This window comes from Ferrimonas sp. YIN67 (genome assembly GCF_057219095.1).
Map to the genome: position 1 here is coordinate 125007 of NZ_JBXVVJ010000001.1, position 20247 is coordinate 145253.

Annotated in this window: 18 protein-coding genes and 2 pseudogenes; 6 read left to right on the forward strand and 14 right to left on the reverse strand. The window is 55.1% G+C overall.

Translation table 11 applies throughout. The features are described 5' to 3' along the window. The first annotated feature begins 358 nt into the window (after positions 1–358). On the forward strand, positions 359–2308 hold the full coding sequence (locus AC2D8U_RS00400; RefSeq protein WP_484617055.1) for a DUF1800 domain-containing protein: 1950 nt from the start codon (positions 359–361) through the stop codon (positions 2306–2308). 5 nt (positions 2309–2313) lie between these two features. After that, positions 2314–3621: a DUF1501 domain-containing protein gene (locus AC2D8U_RS00405; protein WP_484617056.1), complete on the forward strand. Its 1308-nt coding sequence runs from the start codon at positions 2314–2316 to the stop codon at positions 3619–3621. A gap of 458 nt (positions 3622–4079) precedes the next feature. Here AC2D8U_RS00405 and AC2D8U_RS00410 read toward each other — a convergent pair whose 3' ends face one another. The 5 genes from AC2D8U_RS00410 to AC2D8U_RS00430 form a co-directional block, all read right to left on the reverse strand. Continuing rightward, the gene (locus tag AC2D8U_RS00410) at positions 4080–4856 is read right to left on the reverse strand and encodes an outer membrane protein OmpK (protein WP_484617057.1); all 777 of its coding nucleotides are present in this window, start codon (positions 4854–4856) and stop codon (positions 4080–4082) included. A 123-nt stretch (positions 4857–4979) separates the two neighbouring features. Further along, the gene (locus tag AC2D8U_RS00415) at positions 4980–5519 is read right to left on the reverse strand and encodes an NADPH-dependent FMN reductase (protein ID WP_484617058.1); all 540 of its coding nucleotides are present in this window, start codon (positions 5517–5519) and stop codon (positions 4980–4982) included. Between the two features lie 67 nt (positions 5520–5586). Beyond that, complete coding sequence (locus tag AC2D8U_RS00420) at positions 5587–6552, reverse strand: MBL fold metallo-hydrolase (RefSeq protein WP_484617059.1); 966 nt, start codon at positions 6550–6552, stop codon at positions 5587–5589. A 47-nt stretch (positions 6553–6599) separates the two neighbouring features. Beyond that, on the reverse strand, positions 6600–7133 hold the full coding sequence (locus AC2D8U_RS00425) for a VOC family protein (RefSeq protein WP_484617060.1): 534 nt from the start codon (positions 7131–7133) through the stop codon (positions 6600–6602). A 19-nt stretch (positions 7134–7152) separates the two neighbouring features. Further along, positions 7153–7689: a redoxin domain-containing protein gene (locus tag AC2D8U_RS00430; protein ID WP_484617061.1), complete on the reverse strand. Its 537-nt coding sequence runs from the start codon at positions 7687–7689 to the stop codon at positions 7153–7155. Between the two features lie 99 nt (positions 7690–7788). Here AC2D8U_RS00430 and AC2D8U_RS00435 point away from each other — a divergent pair, with 99 nt between their 5' ends. Next, positions 7789–8703, forward strand: a complete 915-nt coding sequence (locus AC2D8U_RS00435) for a LysR family transcriptional regulator (RefSeq protein WP_484617062.1) — start codon at positions 7789–7791, stop codon at positions 8701–8703. 177 nt (positions 8704–8880) lie between these two features. Here the strand turns inward: AC2D8U_RS00435 and AC2D8U_RS00440 are convergent. The 3 genes and pseudogenes from AC2D8U_RS00440 to AC2D8U_RS00450 all read right to left on the reverse strand — a co-directional run bounded on the left by AC2D8U_RS00440 (position 8881) and on the right by AC2D8U_RS00450 (position 12212). Beyond that, positions 8881–9918: pseudogene (locus AC2D8U_RS00440) on the reverse strand (alkene reductase). Between the two features lie 83 nt (positions 9919–10001). Next, positions 10002–10765, reverse strand: a pseudogene (locus AC2D8U_RS00445) (SDR family oxidoreductase). A 559-nt stretch (positions 10766–11324) separates the two neighbouring features. Further along, positions 11325–12212, reverse strand: coding sequence for a LysR family transcriptional regulator (locus AC2D8U_RS00450; RefSeq protein ID WP_484617063.1), 888 nt, complete (start codon positions 12210–12212; stop codon positions 11325–11327). 249 nt (positions 12213–12461) lie between these two features. On the opposite strand from AC2D8U_RS00450, the gene AC2D8U_RS00455 reads away from it, so the two are divergent. From AC2D8U_RS00455 to AC2D8U_RS00465, 3 genes are all read left to right on the forward strand, one after another. Further along, a complete protein-coding gene (locus tag AC2D8U_RS00455; protein WP_484617064.1) occupies positions 12462–12785 on the forward strand; it encodes a putative quinol monooxygenase in 324 nt (107 codons plus the stop codon). Positions 12786–12854: 69 nt separating this feature from the next. After that, positions 12855–13391, forward strand: a complete 537-nt coding sequence (locus tag AC2D8U_RS00460; RefSeq protein WP_484617065.1) for a nuclear transport factor 2 family protein — start codon at positions 12855–12857, stop codon at positions 13389–13391. 498 nt (positions 13392–13889) lie between these two features. After that, positions 13890–14411 (forward strand): pyrimidine dimer DNA glycosylase/endonuclease V, encoded by a 522-nt coding sequence (locus AC2D8U_RS00465; RefSeq protein ID WP_484617066.1) that lies wholly within the window; start codon positions 13890–13892, stop codon positions 14409–14411. Positions 14412–14424: 13 nt separating this feature from the next. Here AC2D8U_RS00465 and nqrF read toward each other — a convergent pair whose 3' ends face one another. From nqrF to AC2D8U_RS00495, 6 genes are read right to left on the reverse strand one after another with little or no spacing between them, the layout of a single operon-like run. Then, a complete protein-coding gene (gene nqrF, locus AC2D8U_RS00470) occupies positions 14425–15642 on the reverse strand; it encodes an NADH:ubiquinone reductase (Na(+)-transporting) subunit F (RefSeq protein WP_484617067.1) in 1218 nt (405 codons plus the stop codon). 28 nt (positions 15643–15670) lie between these two features. After that, a complete protein-coding gene (nqrE, locus tag AC2D8U_RS00475; protein WP_484617068.1) occupies positions 15671–16279 on the reverse strand; it encodes an NADH:ubiquinone reductase (Na(+)-transporting) subunit E in 609 nt (202 codons plus the stop codon). 3 nt (positions 16280–16282) lie between these two features. Further along, positions 16283–16906 carry an NADH:ubiquinone reductase (Na(+)-transporting) subunit D gene (locus tag AC2D8U_RS00480; protein ID WP_484617069.1) on the reverse strand — a complete coding sequence of 208 codons (624 nt, stop codon included), beginning with the start codon at positions 16904–16906 and terminating at the stop codon, positions 16283–16285. Positions 16907–16919: 13 nt separating this feature from the next. Beyond that, a complete protein-coding gene (gene nqrC / locus AC2D8U_RS00485; protein WP_484617070.1) occupies positions 16920–17681 on the reverse strand; it encodes an NADH:ubiquinone reductase (Na(+)-transporting) subunit C in 762 nt (253 codons plus the stop codon). Then, entirely contained in the window at positions 17671–18840 is a 1170-nt protein-coding gene (locus AC2D8U_RS00490; RefSeq protein ID WP_484617071.1) for an NADH:ubiquinone reductase (Na(+)-transporting) subunit B, read from the reverse strand. The genes nqrC and AC2D8U_RS00490 overlap by 11 nt, the downstream gene beginning before the upstream one ends. Continuing rightward, positions 18840–20180 carry a Na(+)-translocating NADH-quinone reductase subunit A gene (locus tag AC2D8U_RS00495; protein ID WP_484617072.1) on the reverse strand — a complete coding sequence of 447 codons (1341 nt, stop codon included), beginning with the start codon at positions 20178–20180 and terminating at the stop codon, positions 18840–18842. Before AC2D8U_RS00495 ends, AC2D8U_RS00490 begins: the two co-directional genes overlap by 1 nt. Positions 20181–20247 lie beyond the last annotated feature (67 nt).

Sequence of the window (20247 nt, forward strand, 5' to 3'; positions counted from 1 at the left end):
CAAACACTGTTGTAATGACCCCATCTTTAGAGCCCCTTCCGATTGTTGCCAGATCAAGTGTTCCGTCCCCACACCTAATCCTCGACTTTAAAGTGCCCGAACGAAAGGCATTCGCGGTATTAATGCATCCTGCATGGCAACCCGATAAGACTAATAGCTCCAAGAACTGCGAACTCTCGCTGTCAGTAAAAAGCCTAACCCTTATTAAGAGTACTGCCTCTTTGTGCTCCGACCAGCGATTTAAATACACCCATGGAGGCCCAATTCGGTATTCTTATGCCAAAGGACACAAGGAGTGTGCCCAATTTCTTCGGCCCATCAGGGCTGCCCTCGAAGTGCATTTCACAAGGAGATGAGCATGTTCTTCAACCGACGACGCCTTGCCCTTCTGGCCTTCGCCAGTGCGTTTAGCGCGTGCCCCACCCTCGCTACACTGCAAATTGAATCCGATGCGGTTGCCCCCCGCGGCCAGGTCGGAGTCAAATACAAGTGGCCTATTCCCGTAGAGTACGATGGCAGCGGCACCCTAAGCTGGTCCGCAGCCAACCTTCCGGACTGGATCCATGTCAACACCAACGGTAATTTCTGGGCAAAGCCCAAGGTGGATCGCATGCCACCGGACGGGGCTGCAGGTTACTACCCTAATATCATTTTTACCGTCACCGACGGGGTCGAATCCAGCACTCTGGGGCCCTTCACCTGGATCGTCGAGCCGGCGAATAACCGCACCGACCAATTGATCTATCCAAGGATCGATCCCCAGACACCCGCCCCAGATCTGAGCGCACCACCGCTGGACCGCTCCGACGCCGCCCGCCTGCTGTTTCAAGCCAGCTTCGGCCCCAAACCCGGCGAGGTCGATACACTGACCAGCCTGGGCTTCGACGCCTGGTTCGAGGCCCAGTTGACCGCGCCGATGGGCCTGCACCGAACCCGCTACGACGAATACGTCAACCTGGGCAAGGGAGAGAGTGCCACCACCCGTTACCGGGTCTGGTGGGATCGGGCAATCACCGGTGACGATCAGCTGCGCCAACGTGTCGCCTTTGCCCTGAGTCAGTTGCTGGTTGTCTCGGAGAAAGACGCGGTGCTAAGCCAGCAACCACGACTGCTCGCAGACTACTACGACATGCTGCTCAGCCATGCCCTGGGCAACTATCGGGCACTGCTGGGCGATATGGCACGCCATCCGGCCATGGGCTATTACCTGACAGCCATCGCCAGTCAGCAGGCCAACCCGGAGACCGGGGTTCGCCCCAACGAGAACTTCCCCCGGGAATTGATGCAACTCTTTACCATCGGCCTCGATGAGTTGCAGCCTGATGGCAGCCCCTTTGTCGACGCCCAGGGGCAACCCATCGCCACCTACAGCGAAACGGACGTCCAGGAGCTGTCCCGCGCTCTCACCAGTTGGCACTTAACCGGCAACCAGATCTGGGAAGAGCAGATGCAGGGCGAGCTTTTTGCCCCGCTCTCCGCCTATCCTGAGCGTCACGATGCGGGCAGTAAAACCTTGATGGGCGTGCCCTTTGCCGCCGGACAAGGCCCACAGCAGGATCTGGAGCAGGCGCTTGACCTGCTTTTCTATCACCCCAATACACCCCTCTTTGTCGCCCGTCACCTGATCCAGCGGCTGGTCAAATCCAACCCCAGTCCCGATTACCTCAAGCGGGTCGCCGCGACGTTTCGCAATAACGGCTCCGGCCAGCGCGGTGATCTGGCCACCACGGTACGGGCGATCCTGGTCGATCCCGAAGCCCGTGATGGCACCGCTTACAAGGCCAAGGAGCCTTTACTCCTCACCGCCAACCTTGCCCGTGCCATGCAGATGCGTGGGGAACTCGACGGCAGTTTCAAAGATCTGAAGACCGCAACCGCCTATGGTCAGATCCCCCTCGGCTCCCCCTCGGTATTCAACTTCTATCGCCCGGAGGACAGCGTCAGCGGCCCGCTGCAACAGGCCGGACTCGCGGCACCGGAATTTACCGTGCTCAACGAAGCCATGTTTACCCCCCTGCTCAACACGTTCTCATCGGTGATCCAGAACAACGGCAACTACGACAGCCCCAGCAATGGTGAAAACAATAAGATCGACATCAGTCAGTGCTACTCCCTGGGCAGCTCGGGCAAATACGACCAGATGATCCAGTACCTCGAGGACACCTTCTGGTACCGGCCGACGCCCCCCGAGATCCTTGAGGCCTACCAGGCGTTTAGCGACACTCAAGGCCCCTTCAACGCGCGCAACCGCTGCAAGGGCCTGCTTTGGCTCACCGTTAGCGCACCGGAATACCTGATCCAGGAGTAATCACAATGAAACGCAGAGATTTCCTGAAACACTCCATGGCGGGCTTGGGTGCCCTGTCCCTCTACGGTGGCCTCGGAGTACGCAACCTGGCCATGGCGGCCGACGGCGACTACAAAGCCCTGGTCTGTGTCTTCCTGGCCGGCGGCAACGATGCCCATAACCTGCTGGTTCCTCTGAACGACCCACTATTCAGCCAATATCGGCAGGCGAAGGCCTCCCTGGCCCTGTCTGACAGCGAGCTGACGCCACTGCCGCTCAGCGGCGATCTCACCCTGGGACTGCACCCGGCGGCCTCTCCCCTGTATGACCTGTTTGCCCAGGGCCAGCTCACCACAGTGCTCAACTCAGGCAACCTGATCGCCGCCGGGGATCGCGGCGACTTTGAAGCGGGTCGGGTACCCAGCATCGGACGCCTGGGCTCCCATGCCGACATGCAGAAGGCCAAGCGCCTGGGTTACGTCGGCGGTGAGCTCGATACCGGCTGGGGCGGACGCTTGCTCGATACCCTGGCAACGCCGACTTATGGCTTCAGTCCGGCCTACAGCGCCGGGGAGCAAAGCGAGTTCCTGCTCTCCCACAGCTACGAGCAAAACCTGCTCGATCAGGGCGGCAGCCTCGACTACTTCAAGGCCTTTCCCGGCCTGGAAGGTGTGATGCACCAGGACATGGCCGTGGCGCGCAATAATCCGTTCCGTGAGCAGGTCAACCGCATCCGCCAGGCGATGCTGGGGGCCGGCAGCGTGCTGGAGCCGATCTTGGCCACCCCGCTGGAAACCGGTTTTCCCAAGACCAGCCTGGCGGAGCAGTTGGGTCTCATCGCCCAGGTGATCAAGGGGCAGAGCGAACTGGGGCAACAGCGCCAGGTCTTCTACGTGATCCAGGGAGGGTACGACACCCACAACAATCAGTTGGCCAGTCACAGTAAACTCTACAAGGAGCTGGCCGAGGCGCTGGTGGCGTTCCAGGGAGAGATGGATCTCAGCGGCATGGGCAACGCCGTCACCACCTTCACCCTGTCGGACTTTGGCCGCAGCCAGTTGACCAACGGCACCGGCACCGCCCACGGCTGGGCCGGACACGATCTGGTGATGGGCAGCGCCATTCGGGGCGGTCGCTACTACGGCAACATTCCCGATCTGGATCATCAGGGTGCCTGGTCCATCAACAACAACGGCCGGATGATCCCCACCACCTCGTCGGATCAAGTCGCCGCGACCCTGGCCCACTGGTTCGGTGCCGGGCTGGATCAGCTCGACACCCTGTTCCCCAACCTGGTGAACTTCGAGACCAAGACCCTAGACTTCATGGTCTAGTGGCCTCGCCGTCACAACAAAGCCCGGCTTACCGAGCTGGGCTTTTATTCGATACCGCTTAGGGCTGACAATCCGTGTAGCTGCTTAACAAAAACGCCTGTTGCGTCCAACTTCACCACACAGCCTGCCAAAGCACGATCATCAGAGAAAGATGAATGAGCTTTATCCCCTCCGGCCAGGATCTGGCGTTCTCCATCGCTTGTAATCGGCCCGTAAAGAGACCGGCGGCATGGTCTCGCCAAGGCGATCGCCCCAAAAGGATGCAGCGCACAAACGCGATAGGAATACAAGTGAAGAGAGGGCGCTAATCAACGCTGCATGGAACATGCTTGTCTAGCAAAAAACTCTGTGTAAGCAACAACTGTCAACCAAGCCCCTTGTCTACTCGATGGAGTGGCCTACATAGCGCCAGCTCATTTATTGAACAGTGCAATATTGTAGACTTTGTCCCAACCCTGTCAGTAGTGTGCTTTTATAAGAAAATTGATTGCAAACTGGTTACTGTCGACCATTTCACTATTATTTATACCGAACTGGTTATGCCAGAAATCCAACTCACTTCCCAAAAAGAATCGACCTGGCTTATTCCAGCGCCTTCCAATATCCCACTTGATTTGCGGAACGATGTGCACAGAGGAAGCCTGAGGTCCCCAGCCAACAACGTAGTCAATAAAGCCATCTATCAGGTAGTGCTGATCCCCAAGGGTAAACGGGTAAGCCCAAGTTAACGTCAGTTGCATATCATCGAAATTTGCACCTCGACTGGTGTCTTTTCGGGCATAGGTGTTGAGCTTGAAGTAATTAAAGCCTGGTACATTAAAGTCTGTTCCCACGCCAATCAGTAAACTTTCCACTCCATCCTTGCCCCGTTCATAGGTGCTGGCTAGCAATAGGTCCCTGAGCAGTCCGGCAGACGTCGGGGCCGATTGAAACAGCTTTGTCAGGCTGAGCCGAGGCGAGATCTCACCGTACCAGCTACCAGACTGTACAGGGTGGCTGTGATACTTCTGGATATCAACAAAGGCAAACAGATCGCCCTTGCTCCAAAGGCTGCTGTGTTCCAGAGTCAGAGTGGAAACCTGGTTACCGGGCAGTGCGAAGCCGTAACCGAACAAACCAGTAAGGCTATGATCCATCCACAAGATTGTTTTTTCGACTGTTTGGCCAGCCGCATTGCTAGAGATCGCCGCAATGCCGCCCAACAGGCCCATTATCGCAAGGTAAGAGAGCTTCATCCCATCTTCCTCAGTGAGTATTGAACGGCTTTTCGCCTCTTACTGCCAATTGAGCGCAGGGATCACTTAGTCCCTAAGCCGCAGGTTTTCTCCTGGTAAGCCAGGAACCAAAGGGATGCCACCTTAAGAGCGCCTGATCTCCCGTATCAGGGCATGCAACAATTCATCCAGATGAGCCAGAGTATCCTCCTGCACGATCTGATCTTGTTTAACCTGAAGGTGTGCACGGGCGATCAGGACTTCGGGGAGAGTCACCACACTGGACAAGGTGGCTGCGAGCATCCCTTTCAAGTGTTGCTGTGCCCGTGCACCACCGGTGATGGCCATGGAGGCACTTAGGATCGCGACGGGCTTGCCTTTGAGCACCGAATCGTAGGCAGGACGGGATCCCCAGTCGAGCGCGTTCTTTAACACGCCAGGGATGCTGTAGTTGTACTCTGGTGTCGAGATGAGTAATCCATCAGAGCTAGCAATGGCACAGCGAAGATCCGATACCGCCCTGGGCGGGGTTTTGGTATCAAGATCCTCGTTGTAGAGTGGAATATCCGTTAATGGGAACAGCTCAATCTGGATCCCGGCCGGTGCGCGGACTTTGAGAGTACTCAGAGCCGCCGTGTTCAAAGAGTCAGTTCTCAGGCTTCCTGATATCGCAAGGATCTTCATGACGCTCCCCTTTTGTGGAATCGATACTGGCACCGCTTAGGCCAAAGGGCCTGACGGCGCCACTGAGTCACTTTTTAAGATCCTGGTACGCTGCCGGAACATTGAGTTGGGGGTGTACCCAAGGGTACAACGCATAGCCTTGAAACTCGGGCAGCGTAACACGGGCAACTGTCTGCTCCAGACTCAGGCCTTCATCGAGCGCCTTTTGTACCTCGCTCTTCACGGCTTTGAGGTAATCAAGGTGCCATTTTAGATCAGCCTTGTTCATCACCGAGCCGTGTCCGGGGACAATGCGTGCTTCATCCGGCAAAAAGTCGTAGACCTTTTGCAGACTGGCCAGGGTCTCCAGCAGATGACCATCCAGCAACCAGGGCAGAGAGGGCTTAACCGCAATGATCGGGTTACCGGTCCACATCACCTTTGACTGAGGCTCCCAAATAAATAGGTCCCCCCCGGTCTGGGCGAAGCCAAAGTCGATAAGTTCCACCAGAATCCCGCCGAGGTCCAACGTCATTTTGCCGCCATCCGGGATCAAGATGTCGCCAGTGACAGGCTGGATCTCTTCGATACCACGGCCCGTGCCGAAATTCTGGATCATAAACTCAGTGTCGGCTTTGAAGTGCTTATCGATGTAAGCCTTGGTTGCCTGGTGCTGAATGATCCGGGTCTCTTCCGGCATATACATGTTGCCGTAGGAGTGATCACCATGAAAACTGGTGTTCACCGCATAGAGGATCGGTTTGTCGGTAGCGTCGCGCACCAAGGCTTGAAGCTGGGCATTGAGACGCTGGTTGAGCATGGTATCGATCACCAAAACTCCCTCGGTGCCAATGATAAAGCCACCACTGGTCGCAACAGGGATCCCCTGCTGCTCTTTCTCTTTGGCCTCGCTCGGGTAATAGGCGTAAACTCCCTTATTCAGTTGCTCTGACTTGAGGACAACAGTATTGCCATCCCAGATCGGTTCGTCTGCGGCGATACCGCAACCGGCAACGAGCATCAAGCTGACCAATATCGCTGTTAACTTGTTCATAATCTGTCTCCTATGGTTTCCTAGACTCGGGGTGATTAAGCGGGATATCAGGATTGGCTTTGCTGCGGTGACCACTGACGCTCGCTGCCACCCTTCTCGAAGCCCAAGCCGGCGTTGTAGCTCACCAGCTCCAGCTGCATTCCCCAAGGGGAGATAAAGTAGACCCAGCTTAGTCCGGCGGTCGGCCCCTCTTCGATGCTTTTGACCTCACCAAGGATCCTGACACCCTGTTCCTTCAGGTACTGGATGGCCGCGGCCATCTCTGTGACGTAGAACGCGAGGTGGTGGCCCCCCCAGTCACTGTTCTTAGGTTGCTGTTGCACTTGATCTGGTGCTTCGTATTCGAAGATCTCGAACGACGGGCCATTTTGGCACTTGAACATGCGATATTTGCGGATCACGGTTCGAGGATGGACATTCAGGTTGTCGGCCATCCAGTCATCATCGGCCATAAAAGGCCCGACTTCATACAGCTGAGTACAGCCGATCACATCGACAAAGAATCGGGTGGCTTGCTCCAAGTTTGGTACCGTGAAGCCAAAGTGGTCACCACCGGCCAGTCCGGGTAATCCTTGTTTCATTTCTCTTACCTCTACGATTTCAGTTGAGTTGATAGGTGCCACGTATCGGATAGTGGTTGGCCGGATCCATGATGAAGGCCAAGCCGTTGGCCAGGACCTGCAGCTCAGGACGAGCAAACGGGCCATTTGAGATATCCATCACCTGTACTTGGCCCTGCTCATTGATCACAAACAGTCCGGGCTCCGCAAAGGGATGATCCGTCTCCTTCTCTGAGCGGGGCGCTGAGATATAGAGGCCCAGGGCATCCATCTGCTCTGGGGTCAGGCTGTGAAACAGTGGAAAGCTAACTTGCATCCGTGCCTGATGCTCGGCGGCCTGGTCAGCGCTATCAGCCGACACAGCGGCAATATCGACCCCAAGTTGATTAAAGGTCTGGCTCATATTCTCCAGCCGCTGAAGGTAGCGGGTACAAAGGGGGCAGTGACGCCCTCGATAGACGACCACCAGCTTCCAGCGATAGCCGTCCCCAGGGGCGGCCAGATCTGCCGTGGTGCCCCCCAGTACGGGAATGGAAAAATGGGGAAAGAGAGCTCCGGGGTGCAGTTGGTCGGGCATGCTTGACTCCTTGATGCTGTGTAGATCGTAAGAGTGGCTTATATTGAGAATTAATAAAGACGGCTTCTCGGAATAGAAATTATTCCAAAAAGGAATGGCATGGATAAGCTCAGTGCAATGCGGGCGTTTGTGACGGTGATCGATGCAGGCAGCTTTTCAGCCGCCGCTCATAAGCTGGGCGTGACCCAGGCTTCAATCAGCAAAAAGGTGGGGGCACTGGAGCAGGCTCTTGGTATTAAGTTGATTAACCGCAACAGTCGTCAACACCTTCTGACGGAGATAGGACGTCATTATTACGAGAAGTGTCAGCTGATCCTGGCTGAAATTGAAGAGGCGGAGGATGAAGCCAGAGAACAGCTCCAATCCCCCATAGGGGAGCTCAAGGTCACCGCACCGGGTCCATTTGCCCAACGTGTACTTATGCCTCTGCTGGCGAATTTCTTGCGCAGCTATCCCAAGATCAAGGTGGAGTTGATCTTGTCTGACAGTCATGAAGATGTGATCGCATCAGGGGTGGATGTTGCGATCCGTGCCAGTCGCCATTTCGAGGATTCGTCGCTCGTGGCGCAGCACCTGTGCGACAACTATATGTGCTTGGTTGCCTCGCCAGATTACCTGACGCGCTGGGGCACGCCCACAGGGGTACAGGATCTGGTTCATCACAACTTTGTACTCTACACCCTGTTTAAAGAGGGGAAGCACCTCGCTTTGGAGGATTCCGTTGGCCAGTCAACTGTATTGACCGGCAGCAGTTTTGCCAGCAATAACGGCGACGTTAATTTGCAAGCAGCTATCACTGGGATCGGGATCGCCGAGCTTCCTCCCTGGATGGTGTCTGAACCTATCCGGCGAGGCCTATTACAGCGTGTGCTACCGGAATATCGAGGCGCGAATGTGCCTTTTAAACTGCTCTATCCATCACGTCGATATCTCCCTGCACACACTCGCTGTTTTATTGATTACGTTAAGCAGAGGGTCGCCTCTTCAATAGCGCAACTGGGCCTGCCCGAGTAAAGCCACTGTCATGATCCAATAAAGGTAGGCGCCAAGCCAAGCGCCTAACTTCATTCCGTCACTTTCCTGTCAACCAGAAGGCTTTGAGAGACAGGATCAGATCCCGCGACACCAATACCACGACGGCTAGCAATGTTCAGGGCCGCTTTAGTCGTCAAAGTTTTCATCGGTCACGGCTTAGACCCGTTCGCTTAGCATCTCAACCCGGTAGCTGGTAATAGCTCGCCCGGTACGGATCTTTTCAACGTAATCCGGATTAGCAATAAGTGGGCGACCGATGGCAATCAGATCTGCATCCACTTTGTCCAGCGTCTCTCGTCCTTTGTCAGCGTCATAGCCGCCACACGCGATCACCGTGCCCTTATAGAGACGGCGAACGTACTGAGTCCCAGTGCCAGCCAGCTGCGCCTGCTCTCGATCCTCAAACATCCCTGTGTGAACATAGGTCAGTGGGTATTAATTAAGGCGCTGCAGCACATAATCGAAAACGGCTTTATCTCGAACATCATGCTCGAGGTGAAGGTAGCCTAGCGGTGATACCCGCAGACCGACATGAGCGATTTCCTGTTGCACCGCCTCCAGTACTCCAAACAGAATACGGGCCCTCTTCTCCTCACTGCCCCCCCAGCCATCCGTTCGGCGGTTGGTATCCCAGCGCAGGAACTGATCCAACAGATAACCATTGGCGGCGTGGACCTCTACACCATCAAAACCGGCCTCTCGGGCATTGGCCGCAGCCTGTGCGAAGTCTCTAATTATGAGCGAGATATCCATCTCCGTCATTTCACGGGGAACACCGTATTGTAGATCGTCGGTTCGCGCTAAGCGCCCCTTCAAGGCAACGGCGGAAGGCGCGATAGGTTTATCACCATTAAGGTAGATTGGGTGAGAAACCCGCCCTGTATGCCAAGTCTGGGCGAAAATTTTCCCGCCATTTTCATGGACTCTTCTCACAACCTTCTTCCACCCAGCTACCTACGCAGGAGTATATATGGCCGGGGTATTGGGGTACCCCTGGGCACTCGGCGATATCATCAGTGACTCAGTGATAATTAGGCCGGTGCCAGCACGTCGAGCATAATAATCGGCCATCGCATCGGTCGGTACCAGATCATCATCGGCCATGCTGCGATTCATAGGTGCCATAACGATACGGTTGCTCAGGGTAATAGCACCACTAAGCTCAAATTTGTTAAACAGAATATCTCGATTCATAAAGTGCGGCTCATGATTTCAGTCGTTTCGCTGGCGGAGATCCCGGATAAACCCGGTTTATCCGGGGATGTGTCTGAGTTGGGTTAATGTGCCCAGCGGGTCTGGTTCATACCGCCGTCAGCTTGTACTTCAGAACCATACATAAAGGCGGAATCATTCGAGGCCAGGAACAGCGCCACCGATGCCATCTCCTCCACGCGGCCCATACGTCCGGCAGCAAGCTTTTCAGCAAAGGTTGAACGAAACTCCTCGATCTCCTCATCGGATGCGCCCGCTTTCTTCTCGATATCGGTGATGATAGAGCCTGGACTCAGCACATTGATGCGAGCACCATATATTTTCAATTCCGGCGCAAAAGACCGCGCCTAGGAGCGAACCGCGGCCTTGGTTGCGCTGTACACCGAAAGTCCGGCCATGCCCATTTCATCCAAACAGGAAGAGGTCAGTACCAGTGAGGCCCCTTCATTCAGGTGCGGCAAGGCATACTTAACGGAAAAAAATGCGCCCTTGAAGTTCACATTCGAATGCAGATCAAACAAGGCTTCATCCGTCTCCTCAAGCGATACCGGTTTACTCAGTCCCGCATTGGCACAAAGTATGTCGAGCTTACCCAGGTTTCTCTCAACATCGGAGAAAATGTTTTCAGGCTCTGCAGATCAAGGAGATCACCGACAAAACCGATAGTACCTGAGCCGATTTCAGCAAGCGCTGCATCCAGCTTCTCCTGTGATCGGGCCAAGATAGCCACCTTAGCCCCCTGTGCTGCAAACAGTTTGGCGCTCTCTAGGCCAATACCGGCATTACCGCCGGTGATTGCGGCCACTTTACCTTCAAGTTTCTTAGTCATGACGGTTTCCTCTTAATCACAAATTTGTCGTTGTCTTCACTGGCAAATAGCCAGCACTTGACCAGTGACTTGGCATTGGTCTCGTTTCAACCGAATGATTGACAATAACTGGAGGTTAACCGACATATCTTTGGAATGTAATGTAACAAAAATGAACATCATCCATTCTCAAATGGAATTTATAAGCACAGCGTTTGTCTGCCACTGAACCCCAAAAGAGAGACAGTGAGGCGAAATATCATTTGCAGGTGGCACAGGCCTATAAAATAAAGTGTCGCGATCCGAAGCTCGTTTTGTCTGTCTGATGAGGGTAAACGCAGATGGGACGGCTAGAAGTTTCATTGGAGAGGTCGGCACCACGCCAAAGGCCCAACAGGAAAACCCGTAACCGATACCTGTCGAATTCAGCGCTACGAATATAATGCTGTTACGACAGCTATCTCTGGAAGGGCTGGGAGCGTCTCATGTGCACCAAACAAAAGCTGTATACCGTTTATCCAATTCATTCAAAAAGTCGAGACTCACCCTAGAAAGAGGGCTCGGATGATTATTCAAATAGCTAATTATCAGCAATTTTATGTTTTATAAAATTGATAAACGATCGAACTTTAAGGGGAACGTAGCGGCTTTGCGGATAAATAGCGTTAACAGGAAGTGGCTTTGTCACATAACCTGACAAAATCTGTTTCAGTTTACCCGATTCAATATGCTCATTTACCATCCAGACTGGTAATTGGGCCAGTCCTGTCCCATCAAGAACCAGCTTCAGGATCACATCACCATTGTTGCCCTGGAAATTACCATTGACGGCAGTAGCGATATTTTGTCCCTGATGGGTAAAATGCCAGATATTGATGCTCTTCAGCATCGAGTAGATCAGGCAGTTGTGGCTTTGCAGTTCCGCCGGCTCTTTGGGCTCACCGTGTTGCTTCAGATAATCGGGGGCAGCGACCAATAACATCGGGTTATCAAACAGGTGCCTGGCGACCAAGGAGGAGTCCTCCAGCTCCTTTGCTCGAATGGCGAGGTCAACCCCCTCACTGATAAGATCGATATGCTTGTCACTCAGGACCAGATCCAGCTTGATCTTCGGAAACAGTAACAGGAACTCAGCCAGGAATGGTGCTATGACCAGGCGACCAAACACCACTGGTGCGGCGATCCTGAGAACTCCTTGGGGCGAGGCGAGCTGAGAAGCCGCCAATGCATCCGCCTCATCCAGTTCGGCTAGGATTGCCACACACTTTTCATAGTATTCTACGCCGACCTGGGTCAGTGCTAGCTCTCGGCTACTGCGGCTCAGCAGCTTACTACTCAGTTTATTCTCCAAAGCGGCCACTTTCTTACTGATAGTGGCCTGAGTCGTGTTTTGTTCTCTAGCTGCCGCTGTAAAACTGCCAGCCTGCGCTACTTTAACAAATGCTCGCATGGCGCTTAATTGGTCCATTACCACTCCTCGTGCGCCATCATCAATTCCATATTGGAATTGATGCTATTCAGAATGGCCCAGTTATATTCACATAACAACGTATATATCATTCTCTTCAGTGTCAACGACAGCAGTAACCAAGTGTGGTGCTCGATAGCCAACCTTGAGTCGATATCGCCCTGTTCCCAGAGGGGGTTCGAATCCTGTGGGTACCCCGCGCTCGACACCAGCATGTTTGAAACAAGAAACTTAGAGAGAGCGTTAGTCATGGCAAAAGACCTTGTTTTTTATGTTGAATTTAATGTTAAACCCGAGTGTATCGACAAATTTGTCAAAGGTGCGACCGGCGTTCTGGAAGCAATGTCCAAAGAGGATGCCTTCGTCTCCACCTATTTCCATCGAGATGCTAACAACCCCAACAAGTTCACCCTGTATGAGCGCTGGGATGAGCCATCTATGGATGACTTTATGAAGAATCAGGTGCAAGGCAAGCCCTACCGCGATGAGTATGAGGCTTACCTGCCGGATCTCCTGGCCACTCCGCGAAAGTTCACCGTTCTAGATCCGATCGCTGAGTGGGAAAGCAAGTAATACGTGCTTTTTGAAATGACGAAAGAATACCCATATCCCCGATTGGGGCTGATAAATGAGGAAATAATTATGGATATGCAACAAAAACTGCAACAACTGCTCGATAAGCAAGAGTTAACCGAGTTGATGTACAAATTCGCCCGTGCCCTCGATCGTGTCGATGGCGAATTGATGAAATCCACCTATTGGGAAGATGCCATTGAAGAGCATCAAGACCCCATCTTCCCGGACCTGTTTTTTTATAACGGCAATGCCCACGAATTTGTCGATCCAGCAATGGAGGGATTCAAAGCACTGAAAGCGACCCAGCACCGTATCAGTAATCCCCTGATTGAGCTCGATGGTGATACAGCTACCGCCGAATCTTACGTGTGGGCCTACCACGTCCATGAAGAAGATGGGGTTGAAAAAGAGGGTATTTTAGGTGGTCGTCACCACTTCAAGTTTGAGCGTCACAATGGCATTTGGAAGATCAAGCACCGCTCAACGGTATTTGATTGGAACCAAAACCAAAATGCCACCGCCATCTGGGCAGATGGCTACAGCGATAAACTTCGTGGCAAACGTGATAAAGCGGATGACAGCTATAACTACCTAAGCTTCTAGCGGTAACCTCTCAGCATATTCATGTAACATCGGCTGGTTAGTTATTTTCCATTAAAACTCCCGTGGGGTCTGATGTGGTTGTACCACGACAGGCAACGTGGGAGTTTTGTTGTATATCTCAAGACCATCTCCTTCTGCCGGCGGCTCATTGTAGAAATGGGTTGGCCGGAAAACGGCTAATGCAATCTATTCTTTTGATTATAAGATAGTCAGCTGTGGCAAATAGCCCATGAGGTTCAAGGAAGAACCCAGGGTTATTGTCTGCGGACAAAGCCTTATTAACCGACCCACGAAAGCCCCCCTGCCCCTTCCAAGGCGCCGAGTAGCACTCCATCCCAAATTCATGCCTCTCAAGCCCACTAAAGACCAACAAGCCTGGGTGTCCACAGGCAAGTGCTAACTTGCACCAATCGCTGTGCCCCCCTCCGTTATCCTGCTGATCCCGTCTCGGGTCTTGAACGTAATACAAAGGCTGATACCAACCTAGAGAACCAGCCAATGAATATCTTTGTGCTCGATACCAACATCACACGGTGCGCTCAGTTTCACTGTGATCAACACGTGACTAAGATGGTTCTGGAGAGCGTGCAGCTGCTGTGCACCGCCTTGCACAAAAAGGGGTTCACTCCGCCCTACAAGCCGACCCATGAAAAGCATCCCTGCGTCCTGTGGGTGGAAGAATCTTATGACAACTTCGAGTGGCTCGTGCAGCTGACGCGAGCACTCAATGCCGAATACCGCTACCGCTACAACAAAGCCTCTGATCACAAATCTATCGCCATACTGTCCACTATTGACCACTGTCGTTATGACCGTCTGGGCTTAACGCCTTTCGCCCAGGCGATGCCTGGGGCCTACCGCCTGCCTGCCGATCCGGTGCAGGCCTATCGCAACTTCTACCAGGGTGAGAAAAGCCGATTTGCCCGCTGGACTCGACGTGCGCCACCTCCCTGGTTTCTGCCTGCGCAGCACAGTGTGAAGGCACAAAAAACGCGGCCAGATGGCCGCGTTGGGGAATGATCAGAGGTTGGGATCAACCAAAGTCATCCAGCAGGATATTTTCATCTTCGACGCCCAGATCCTTGAGCATGTTGATCACCGCCGAGTTCATCATCGGTGGACCACACATGTAGAACTCACAATCTTCCGGTGCCTTGTGGTTCTTCAGGTACTCCTCCAGCAGGACGGTATGGATAAAGCCGGTGTAGCCTTCCCAGTTGTCCTCGGGCTGAGGGTCCGACAGGGCCACGTGCCATTTGAAGTTCTCGTTCTCCGCCGCCAGGCCGTCAAAATCGTCCTGGTAGAAGATCTCACGCTTAGAGCGGGCGCCGTACCAGAAGCTCATGGTGCGCTTGGAGTTCAGGCGCTTGAGCTGATCGAAGATATGGCTGCGCATGGGCGCCATGCCCGCGCCCCCGCCGACGAACACCATCTCGTTGTCGGTTTCCCGGGCGAAGAACTCACCGAAGGGACCCGAGATGGTGACCTTGTCACCAGGCTTGAGGTTAAAGATGTAGGAGGACATCTGTCCCGCAGGGACCTTACTGCCCGGTGGGGGCGGTGCGATCCGTACGTTGAGCATGATGATCCCCTTCTCTTCCGGGTAACTCGCCATGGAGTAGGCCCGGGTGATATCCGAGGTCACATTCGACTCAATATCAAACAGTTTGAGCTTCTCCCAGTCATCCCGGTACTCGTCGCCGATATCAAAGTCACTGTATTTGACCTTGTGCGCCGGCGCTTCGATCTGGATGTAACCCCCGGCCTTGAACGGGACCTCTTCCCCTTCTGGGATCTTGAGGATCAGCTCTTTGATGAAGGTGGCCTGGTTGTCGTTGGAGATCACTTCGCACTCCCACTTCTTAACCCCGAACACCTCCTCTTCCAGTTCGATCTTCATGTCCTGCTTGACGGCAACCTGACAGGCGAGACGCTCGCCCGCCTTGGCTTCCTTCTTGCTGATCAGATCAAGCTCAGTGGGCAGGATATCACCGCCCCCTTCGAGCACCTTACAGCGACACTGGCCACAGGTTCCCCCACCGCCACAGGCGGAGGAGATGAATACGCCGTTATTGGCCAGGGCACCGAGCAACTTGTCACCCGGTGAGGTCGTGATCCCTTTTTCCGGATCATCGTTGATGCTGATGGTGACGTTGCCGCTGGGTACCAGTTGGCTCTTGGCCACCAGGATCACCCCGACGAGCAGGCTGACGATGACGGTAAACATACCGACGCCGATAATAATTTCCATCGACTCTTCCTTACTTCGTTATCTAGGGTTACAGGGAGATCCCGGAGAAGGACATAAAGCCCAGCGCCATCAATCCAGTGGTGATGAAGGTGATCCCGATCCCCTGCAAACCGTCCGGGATCTTATGGAACTTCATCCGCTCCCGCAGCCCCGCCAACAAGGCGATGGCCAGTGCCCAACCCACGCCGGAGCCTGCAGCAAACACCGCAGAATCCACCAGGCTATAGTCCCGGTTGGCCATGAAGATCACGCCACCGAAGATGGCGCAGTTCACGGTCAACAGAGGCAGGAAGATCCCCAGGGCGTTGTAGAGCGCTGGCATAAAGCGGTCCAGCACCATCTCGAGGATCTGCACCATGGCGGCGATCACGCCGATAAAGGTGATCAACTGCAGGTAGCTGAGATCCAGCTGGGGCTGGCCCGCCCAGGCCAGGGCACCCGGCTTGAGCACATAGCTGTAGATCAACTGGTTCAAGGGCACCGCCAGGGTCATCACCACGACCACGGCGACACCGAGGCCGATGGAGGTGGATACCTTCTTGGAAACCGCCAGGAAGGTGCACATGCCCAGGAAGAAGGACAGCGCCATGTTGTCGATGAAGACGGCCTGAATAAACAGGGTAATGTAGTATTCCATCTCTTATCCCTTACGTTTCTGCCACGCGTTGATACCCCAGATCATGAAACCGATCAGGAAGAAGGCGCTCGGTGGCAATAGGAACAACTCGTTGGCCATGTACCAACCGTCGCTCGCCTGAGTTTTCAGGATCTCGACCCCAAATAGGGTGCCGGCCCCAAACAGCTCGCGGACGAAGGCCACGGAGCAGAGGATCACGCCGTAACCCAGGGCGTTGCCCAGGCCATCCAGGATGGACATCAGGGGTCCGCTCTTCATGGCGAAGGCTTCGGCCCGGCCCATCACGATACAGTTGGTGATGATCAAGCCAACGAACACCGACAGCTGTTTGGCGATCTCGGGGGCGACGTCCTGCAGGACCATATCCACCACGATCACCAAAGAGGCGATCACCGTCATCTGCGCGATGATCCGGACACTGTTCGGGATCACTTTGCGGATCAGGGAGATGATCAGGTTGGAGAAGATCAACACGAAGGTCACTGCCGCGGTCATCACCACGGCATTGATCATGGCGTTGCTCACCGCCAGGGCCGAACACACGCCCAGCATCTGCATCGCCACCGGGTTGTTGGCAAAGATCGGGGTGCGCAGTACCTCGTTGATAGAGGCTTGATTATTACTCATCGTCTTTCCCCTCTCAGTCCTTCAACTGGGTCAGGAAGGCTTCGAAGCCCTCTTGCCCAACCCAGAAGCTCATCGCACGCTCGACGCCGCGGCCACTCATGGTCGCGCCACTGATCCCGTCGACACCATGGATGTCGCCCGGCTCAGCACCACCACGAACCACCTTGATGGCAACCTTGCCCTTGTCGTCGTACAGCTTCTTGCCCTGCCACTGGTTCAACCAGGCCGGATCATCAAGGAAGTCACCGATCCCTGGGGTTTCCCCATGGTTGTAGATGGTGACGCCTCGCAGAGTCGTCAGATCGGCTTCCAGGGCAACATAGCCGTAGATCACCGACCACAGACCCTTGCCATGGAACGGCAGTACCACACCATCAAAGCCACCGGACTCATCCAGTACCTTGAAGGCCCGAGCCTGATCGGCACGACGACCGATACGGGCGCTGTCCTTCTTCGGCTTCCTGGAGGTCTCCGGGTTGGCGGCGGCCATGGTGGGGTTGAACTCAATGGGGTCGATATCCTGACGGACGGCGCCGGTTTCCAGATCGATCACCAGGGCTTCGATCCGTGAGTCAAACAGGGCACTGGCGTCACCGCCACGCTGATCGCCGAAACCGGCCGCCAGCAGCACAGAGCGCTTCATTTGGGCAACTGTCTTGGCCTTGGCCCGCTCCTTCAGACCGGCGGCGGTGCCGGTGATCATCAGCGAGCAAAAGACACATAGGAAAAAGGTAAAGAGAAACGTGCCCAGCACTGAATCTTTGTTATACCGCATTACGGGCAAGCCTCCGCTTGATGTTGGCACGGGCAACGAAGTAGTCCAACAGGGGTGACCAGAGATTGGCGAACAAAATCGCCAGCATGATCCCCTCGACCTGGTCGGCATTGACCACACGGATCAGCACCACCATGGCACCGATCAACACACCGTAGGCCCACTTTGCCTTACGGGTGTAAGGGGCCGTCACCGGATCGGTCGCCAGGAACATCATCCCCAGGGCAAAACCACCGGTCACCAGGTGCCAGGTCCATGGCATGTAAAACAGCACGTTGGTCTTACTGCCCAGCAGGTTAAACAGGGTCGCGATGGCGATCATGCCAATCATCACACCGGCAACGATGCGCCAGTCCACCAGACGGGTCAGCAGCAAGACGCCACCACACAGCAGGATCAACAGGGTGCTGGTTTCGCCGATGGCACCACTGTCCAGGCCCAGGAAGGCATTCCACCAGGTGGGATCGGAGAACACGCTGTACCAGGTGACGTCATCGAAGGCGCCTTTGGTGTTGAGTGCTTCCAGTGTGATGGGGCCACTGGCACCCTCGACGGCAAACCAGATCCCTTCACCACTCATCACCGAGGGGTAGGCAAAGGTGACGAATGCCAGGCCGATCAGGGCCGGGTTGAGGATGTTGTACCCCATGCCACCGAAGATCTGCTTGCCAATCACTACGGCAAAGGTCATGCCCAGCGCTACGATCCACAGGGGAATGGTCACGGGCAGCATCAGGGCGAACAGGATCGCCACCACCAGATGGCCTTCCTGCACGGTTTCGTTGCGCAGTCGGGCAAACAGCATGTCCCACAACAGTCCCACGGCAAAGGCCACCAGGAATACAGGTAGGACGAAGCTGGCACCATAGAACAGCCAGGCGAATACGCCGGAGTCAGCGCCCAATCCACCGGTCACACCGTTGAACAGGATCAACTGCCAGGCATCGGGGGTGGCCAGTCCGGACACCACCGCTGTGTGGGCGTGCCAGCCCTGGATCACCATGGCAAACAGAAGGATAGGCAGGAGACAAAGCCAGATCATGGATTGGCTGCGTTTCACATCCATCAGATCTCGAACGGCGACGCCCCCCCGCGTACGCTGACCGTCGGCCAGCAATAAAACATTTAAATCGGCTAGCAATGCACGAAACACGGTCATTACCCCTCTTTCTCGATCAGATCCAGACAGGCGCGCAACTCAGCGCCATAGTCGTACTTGCCCGGGCAAGCGAAGGTGAACAGGGCAACATCCTCTTCATCCAGCTCCAGTGCACCCAGCAGCTGAGCTTCATCGGTATCCCGGGCCACCAGATCCCGCAGCAGCAGGGTGGGTTCGAGGTCCAGGGGACTCAGTTCATCGAACCGGCCATAAGCGATGATGGGCCGGTTGATCCCGCCGGAGTCCGTGGTCATGTCATACCCGGAGGCACGCTTAAACAGGGTGGTCACAGAGCGATACAGGGAGAAGCGTTTGCGTCCCTGACCGATCCAGCCGAACTTGGCCTTGTTATAGCCCTCCTGAAGCACCGTCACCTGGTTGTGGAAACGACCCAGGAAGGCGTGAGGCCCGACGGCATGATGGCCGGACAACACCGAGCCGGACTGGATGCGGTTATTGCCTTCCTTAAGCTCGCCATCTGTGATGGAGGCAATATCGGCGCCCAGTTGAGTTCGGATCAGGCGCGGCTTAGCCACCTGAGGGCCTGCCAGGGCGATCACCCGCTCGCTATAGAGCTCACCGGTTTCAAACAGCTTGCCCAGGGCGATCACATCCTGATAGCCGATGTGCCAGACGCTGCGCTCCAGGCTAACCGGAGAGAGGGCGTGGATATGGGTGCCGACCAGGCCCGCCGGGTGCGGCCCAACGAACTGATGGCAATCGATCCCCTGGATCGGTTGCTCCAGCAGGCGTCCCTTGTACTTGCCTCGATGGTCATGGCACAGGTGTACCTTGCCGTCGGTCAACAGGGGCAGCAGTTGGAGTCCAGCCTTGAAGGCTTCCAGCTGAGATTCGATCACCACACGCGGATCGGCGGCCAGGGGTTGGGTATCCATGGCATTGACGAAGATGGCGGTGGGGACACTGCCCGGCAGGGGAGCCCGGGAGAAAGGACGAGTACGAAACGCTGTCCAGAGGCCGCTGTCGAGCAGCACCTTCTGCAAGCTGGATCGATCCGGCTGAGCCGGGATATCGAAGCGGACAGCGTCGTCGCCTTCCACAGCGATCACCACGGATTGCAGCACCCGTTTTTCACCACGGTTGATGGCGGCGATCACGCCGGATGCCGGGGCGGTATGAGCTACCCCCGGGGTTTTCTTGTCGTTGAACAGGGGTTGGCCCTTTTTAACCCGATCACCCACCTCGACGAGCATGGTGGGCTTCATGCCTTTGTGCTCTTCTCCGAGCACGGCGACATGTTTAGCGGGAAACTGGCCGTCAATGGTGTTTATGGGCTGCCCGTTAATGGGGAGATCCAGCCCTTTTTCTACTTTTATCATGACGAATACGCGACTCAACACTGTGCTTACGTCGGCTTGCCAGGCAACGTAAATTGATGGCTATTGC

Excerpts from the sequence above, each read along its gene's own strand:
- AC2D8U_RS00400 (WP_484617055.1), top strand. The coding sequence starts at position 359 with ATGTTCTTCAACCGACGACGCCTTGCCCTTCTGGCCTTCGCCAGTGCG.
- AC2D8U_RS00405 (WP_484617056.1), top strand. The coding sequence starts at position 2,314 with ATGAAACGCAGAGATTTCCTGAAACACTCCATGGCGGGCTTGGGTGCC.
- AC2D8U_RS00410 (WP_484617057.1), bottom strand. The coding sequence starts at position 4,856 with ATGAAGCTCTCTTACCTTGCGATAATGGGCCTGTTGGGCGGCATTGCG.
- AC2D8U_RS00415 (WP_484617058.1), bottom strand. The coding sequence starts at position 5,519 with ATGAAGATCCTTGCGATATCAGGAAGCCTGAGAACTGACTCTTTGAAC.
- AC2D8U_RS00420 (WP_484617059.1), bottom strand. The coding sequence starts at position 6,552 with ATGAACAAGTTAACAGCGATATTGGTCAGCTTGATGCTCGTTGCCGGT.
- AC2D8U_RS00425 (WP_484617060.1), bottom strand. The coding sequence starts at position 7,133 with ATGAAACAAGGATTACCCGGACTGGCCGGTGGTGACCACTTTGGCTTC.
- AC2D8U_RS00430 (WP_484617061.1), bottom strand. The coding sequence starts at position 7,689 with ATGCCCGACCAACTGCACCCCGGAGCTCTCTTTCCCCATTTTTCCATT.
- AC2D8U_RS00435 (WP_484617062.1), top strand. The coding sequence starts at position 7,789 with ATGGATAAGCTCAGTGCAATGCGGGCGTTTGTGACGGTGATCGATGCA.
- AC2D8U_RS00450 (WP_484617063.1), bottom strand. The coding sequence starts at position 12,212 with ATGGACCAATTAAGCGCCATGCGAGCATTTGTTAAAGTAGCGCAGGCT.
- AC2D8U_RS00455 (WP_484617064.1), top strand. The coding sequence starts at position 12,462 with ATGGCAAAAGACCTTGTTTTTTATGTTGAATTTAATGTTAAACCCGAG.
- AC2D8U_RS00460 (WP_484617065.1), top strand. The coding sequence starts at position 12,855 with ATGGATATGCAACAAAAACTGCAACAACTGCTCGATAAGCAAGAGTTA.
- AC2D8U_RS00465 (WP_484617066.1), top strand. The coding sequence starts at position 13,890 with ATGAATATCTTTGTGCTCGATACCAACATCACACGGTGCGCTCAGTTT.
- nqrF (WP_484617067.1), bottom strand. The coding sequence starts at position 15,642 with ATGGAAATTATTATCGGCGTCGGTATGTTTACCGTCATCGTCAGCCTG.
- nqrE (WP_484617068.1), bottom strand. The coding sequence starts at position 16,279 with ATGGAATACTACATTACCCTGTTTATTCAGGCCGTCTTCATCGACAAC.
- AC2D8U_RS00480 (WP_484617069.1), bottom strand. The coding sequence starts at position 16,906 with ATGAGTAATAATCAAGCCTCTATCAACGAGGTACTGCGCACCCCGATC.
- nqrC (WP_484617070.1), bottom strand. The coding sequence starts at position 17,681 with ATGCGGTATAACAAAGATTCAGTGCTGGGCACGTTTCTCTTTACCTTT.
- AC2D8U_RS00490 (WP_484617071.1), bottom strand. The coding sequence starts at position 18,840 with ATGACCGTGTTTCGTGCATTGCTAGCCGATTTAAATGTTTTATTGCTG.
- AC2D8U_RS00495 (WP_484617072.1), bottom strand. The coding sequence starts at position 20,180 with ATGATAAAAGTAGAAAAAGGGCTGGATCTCCCCATTAACGGGCAGCCC.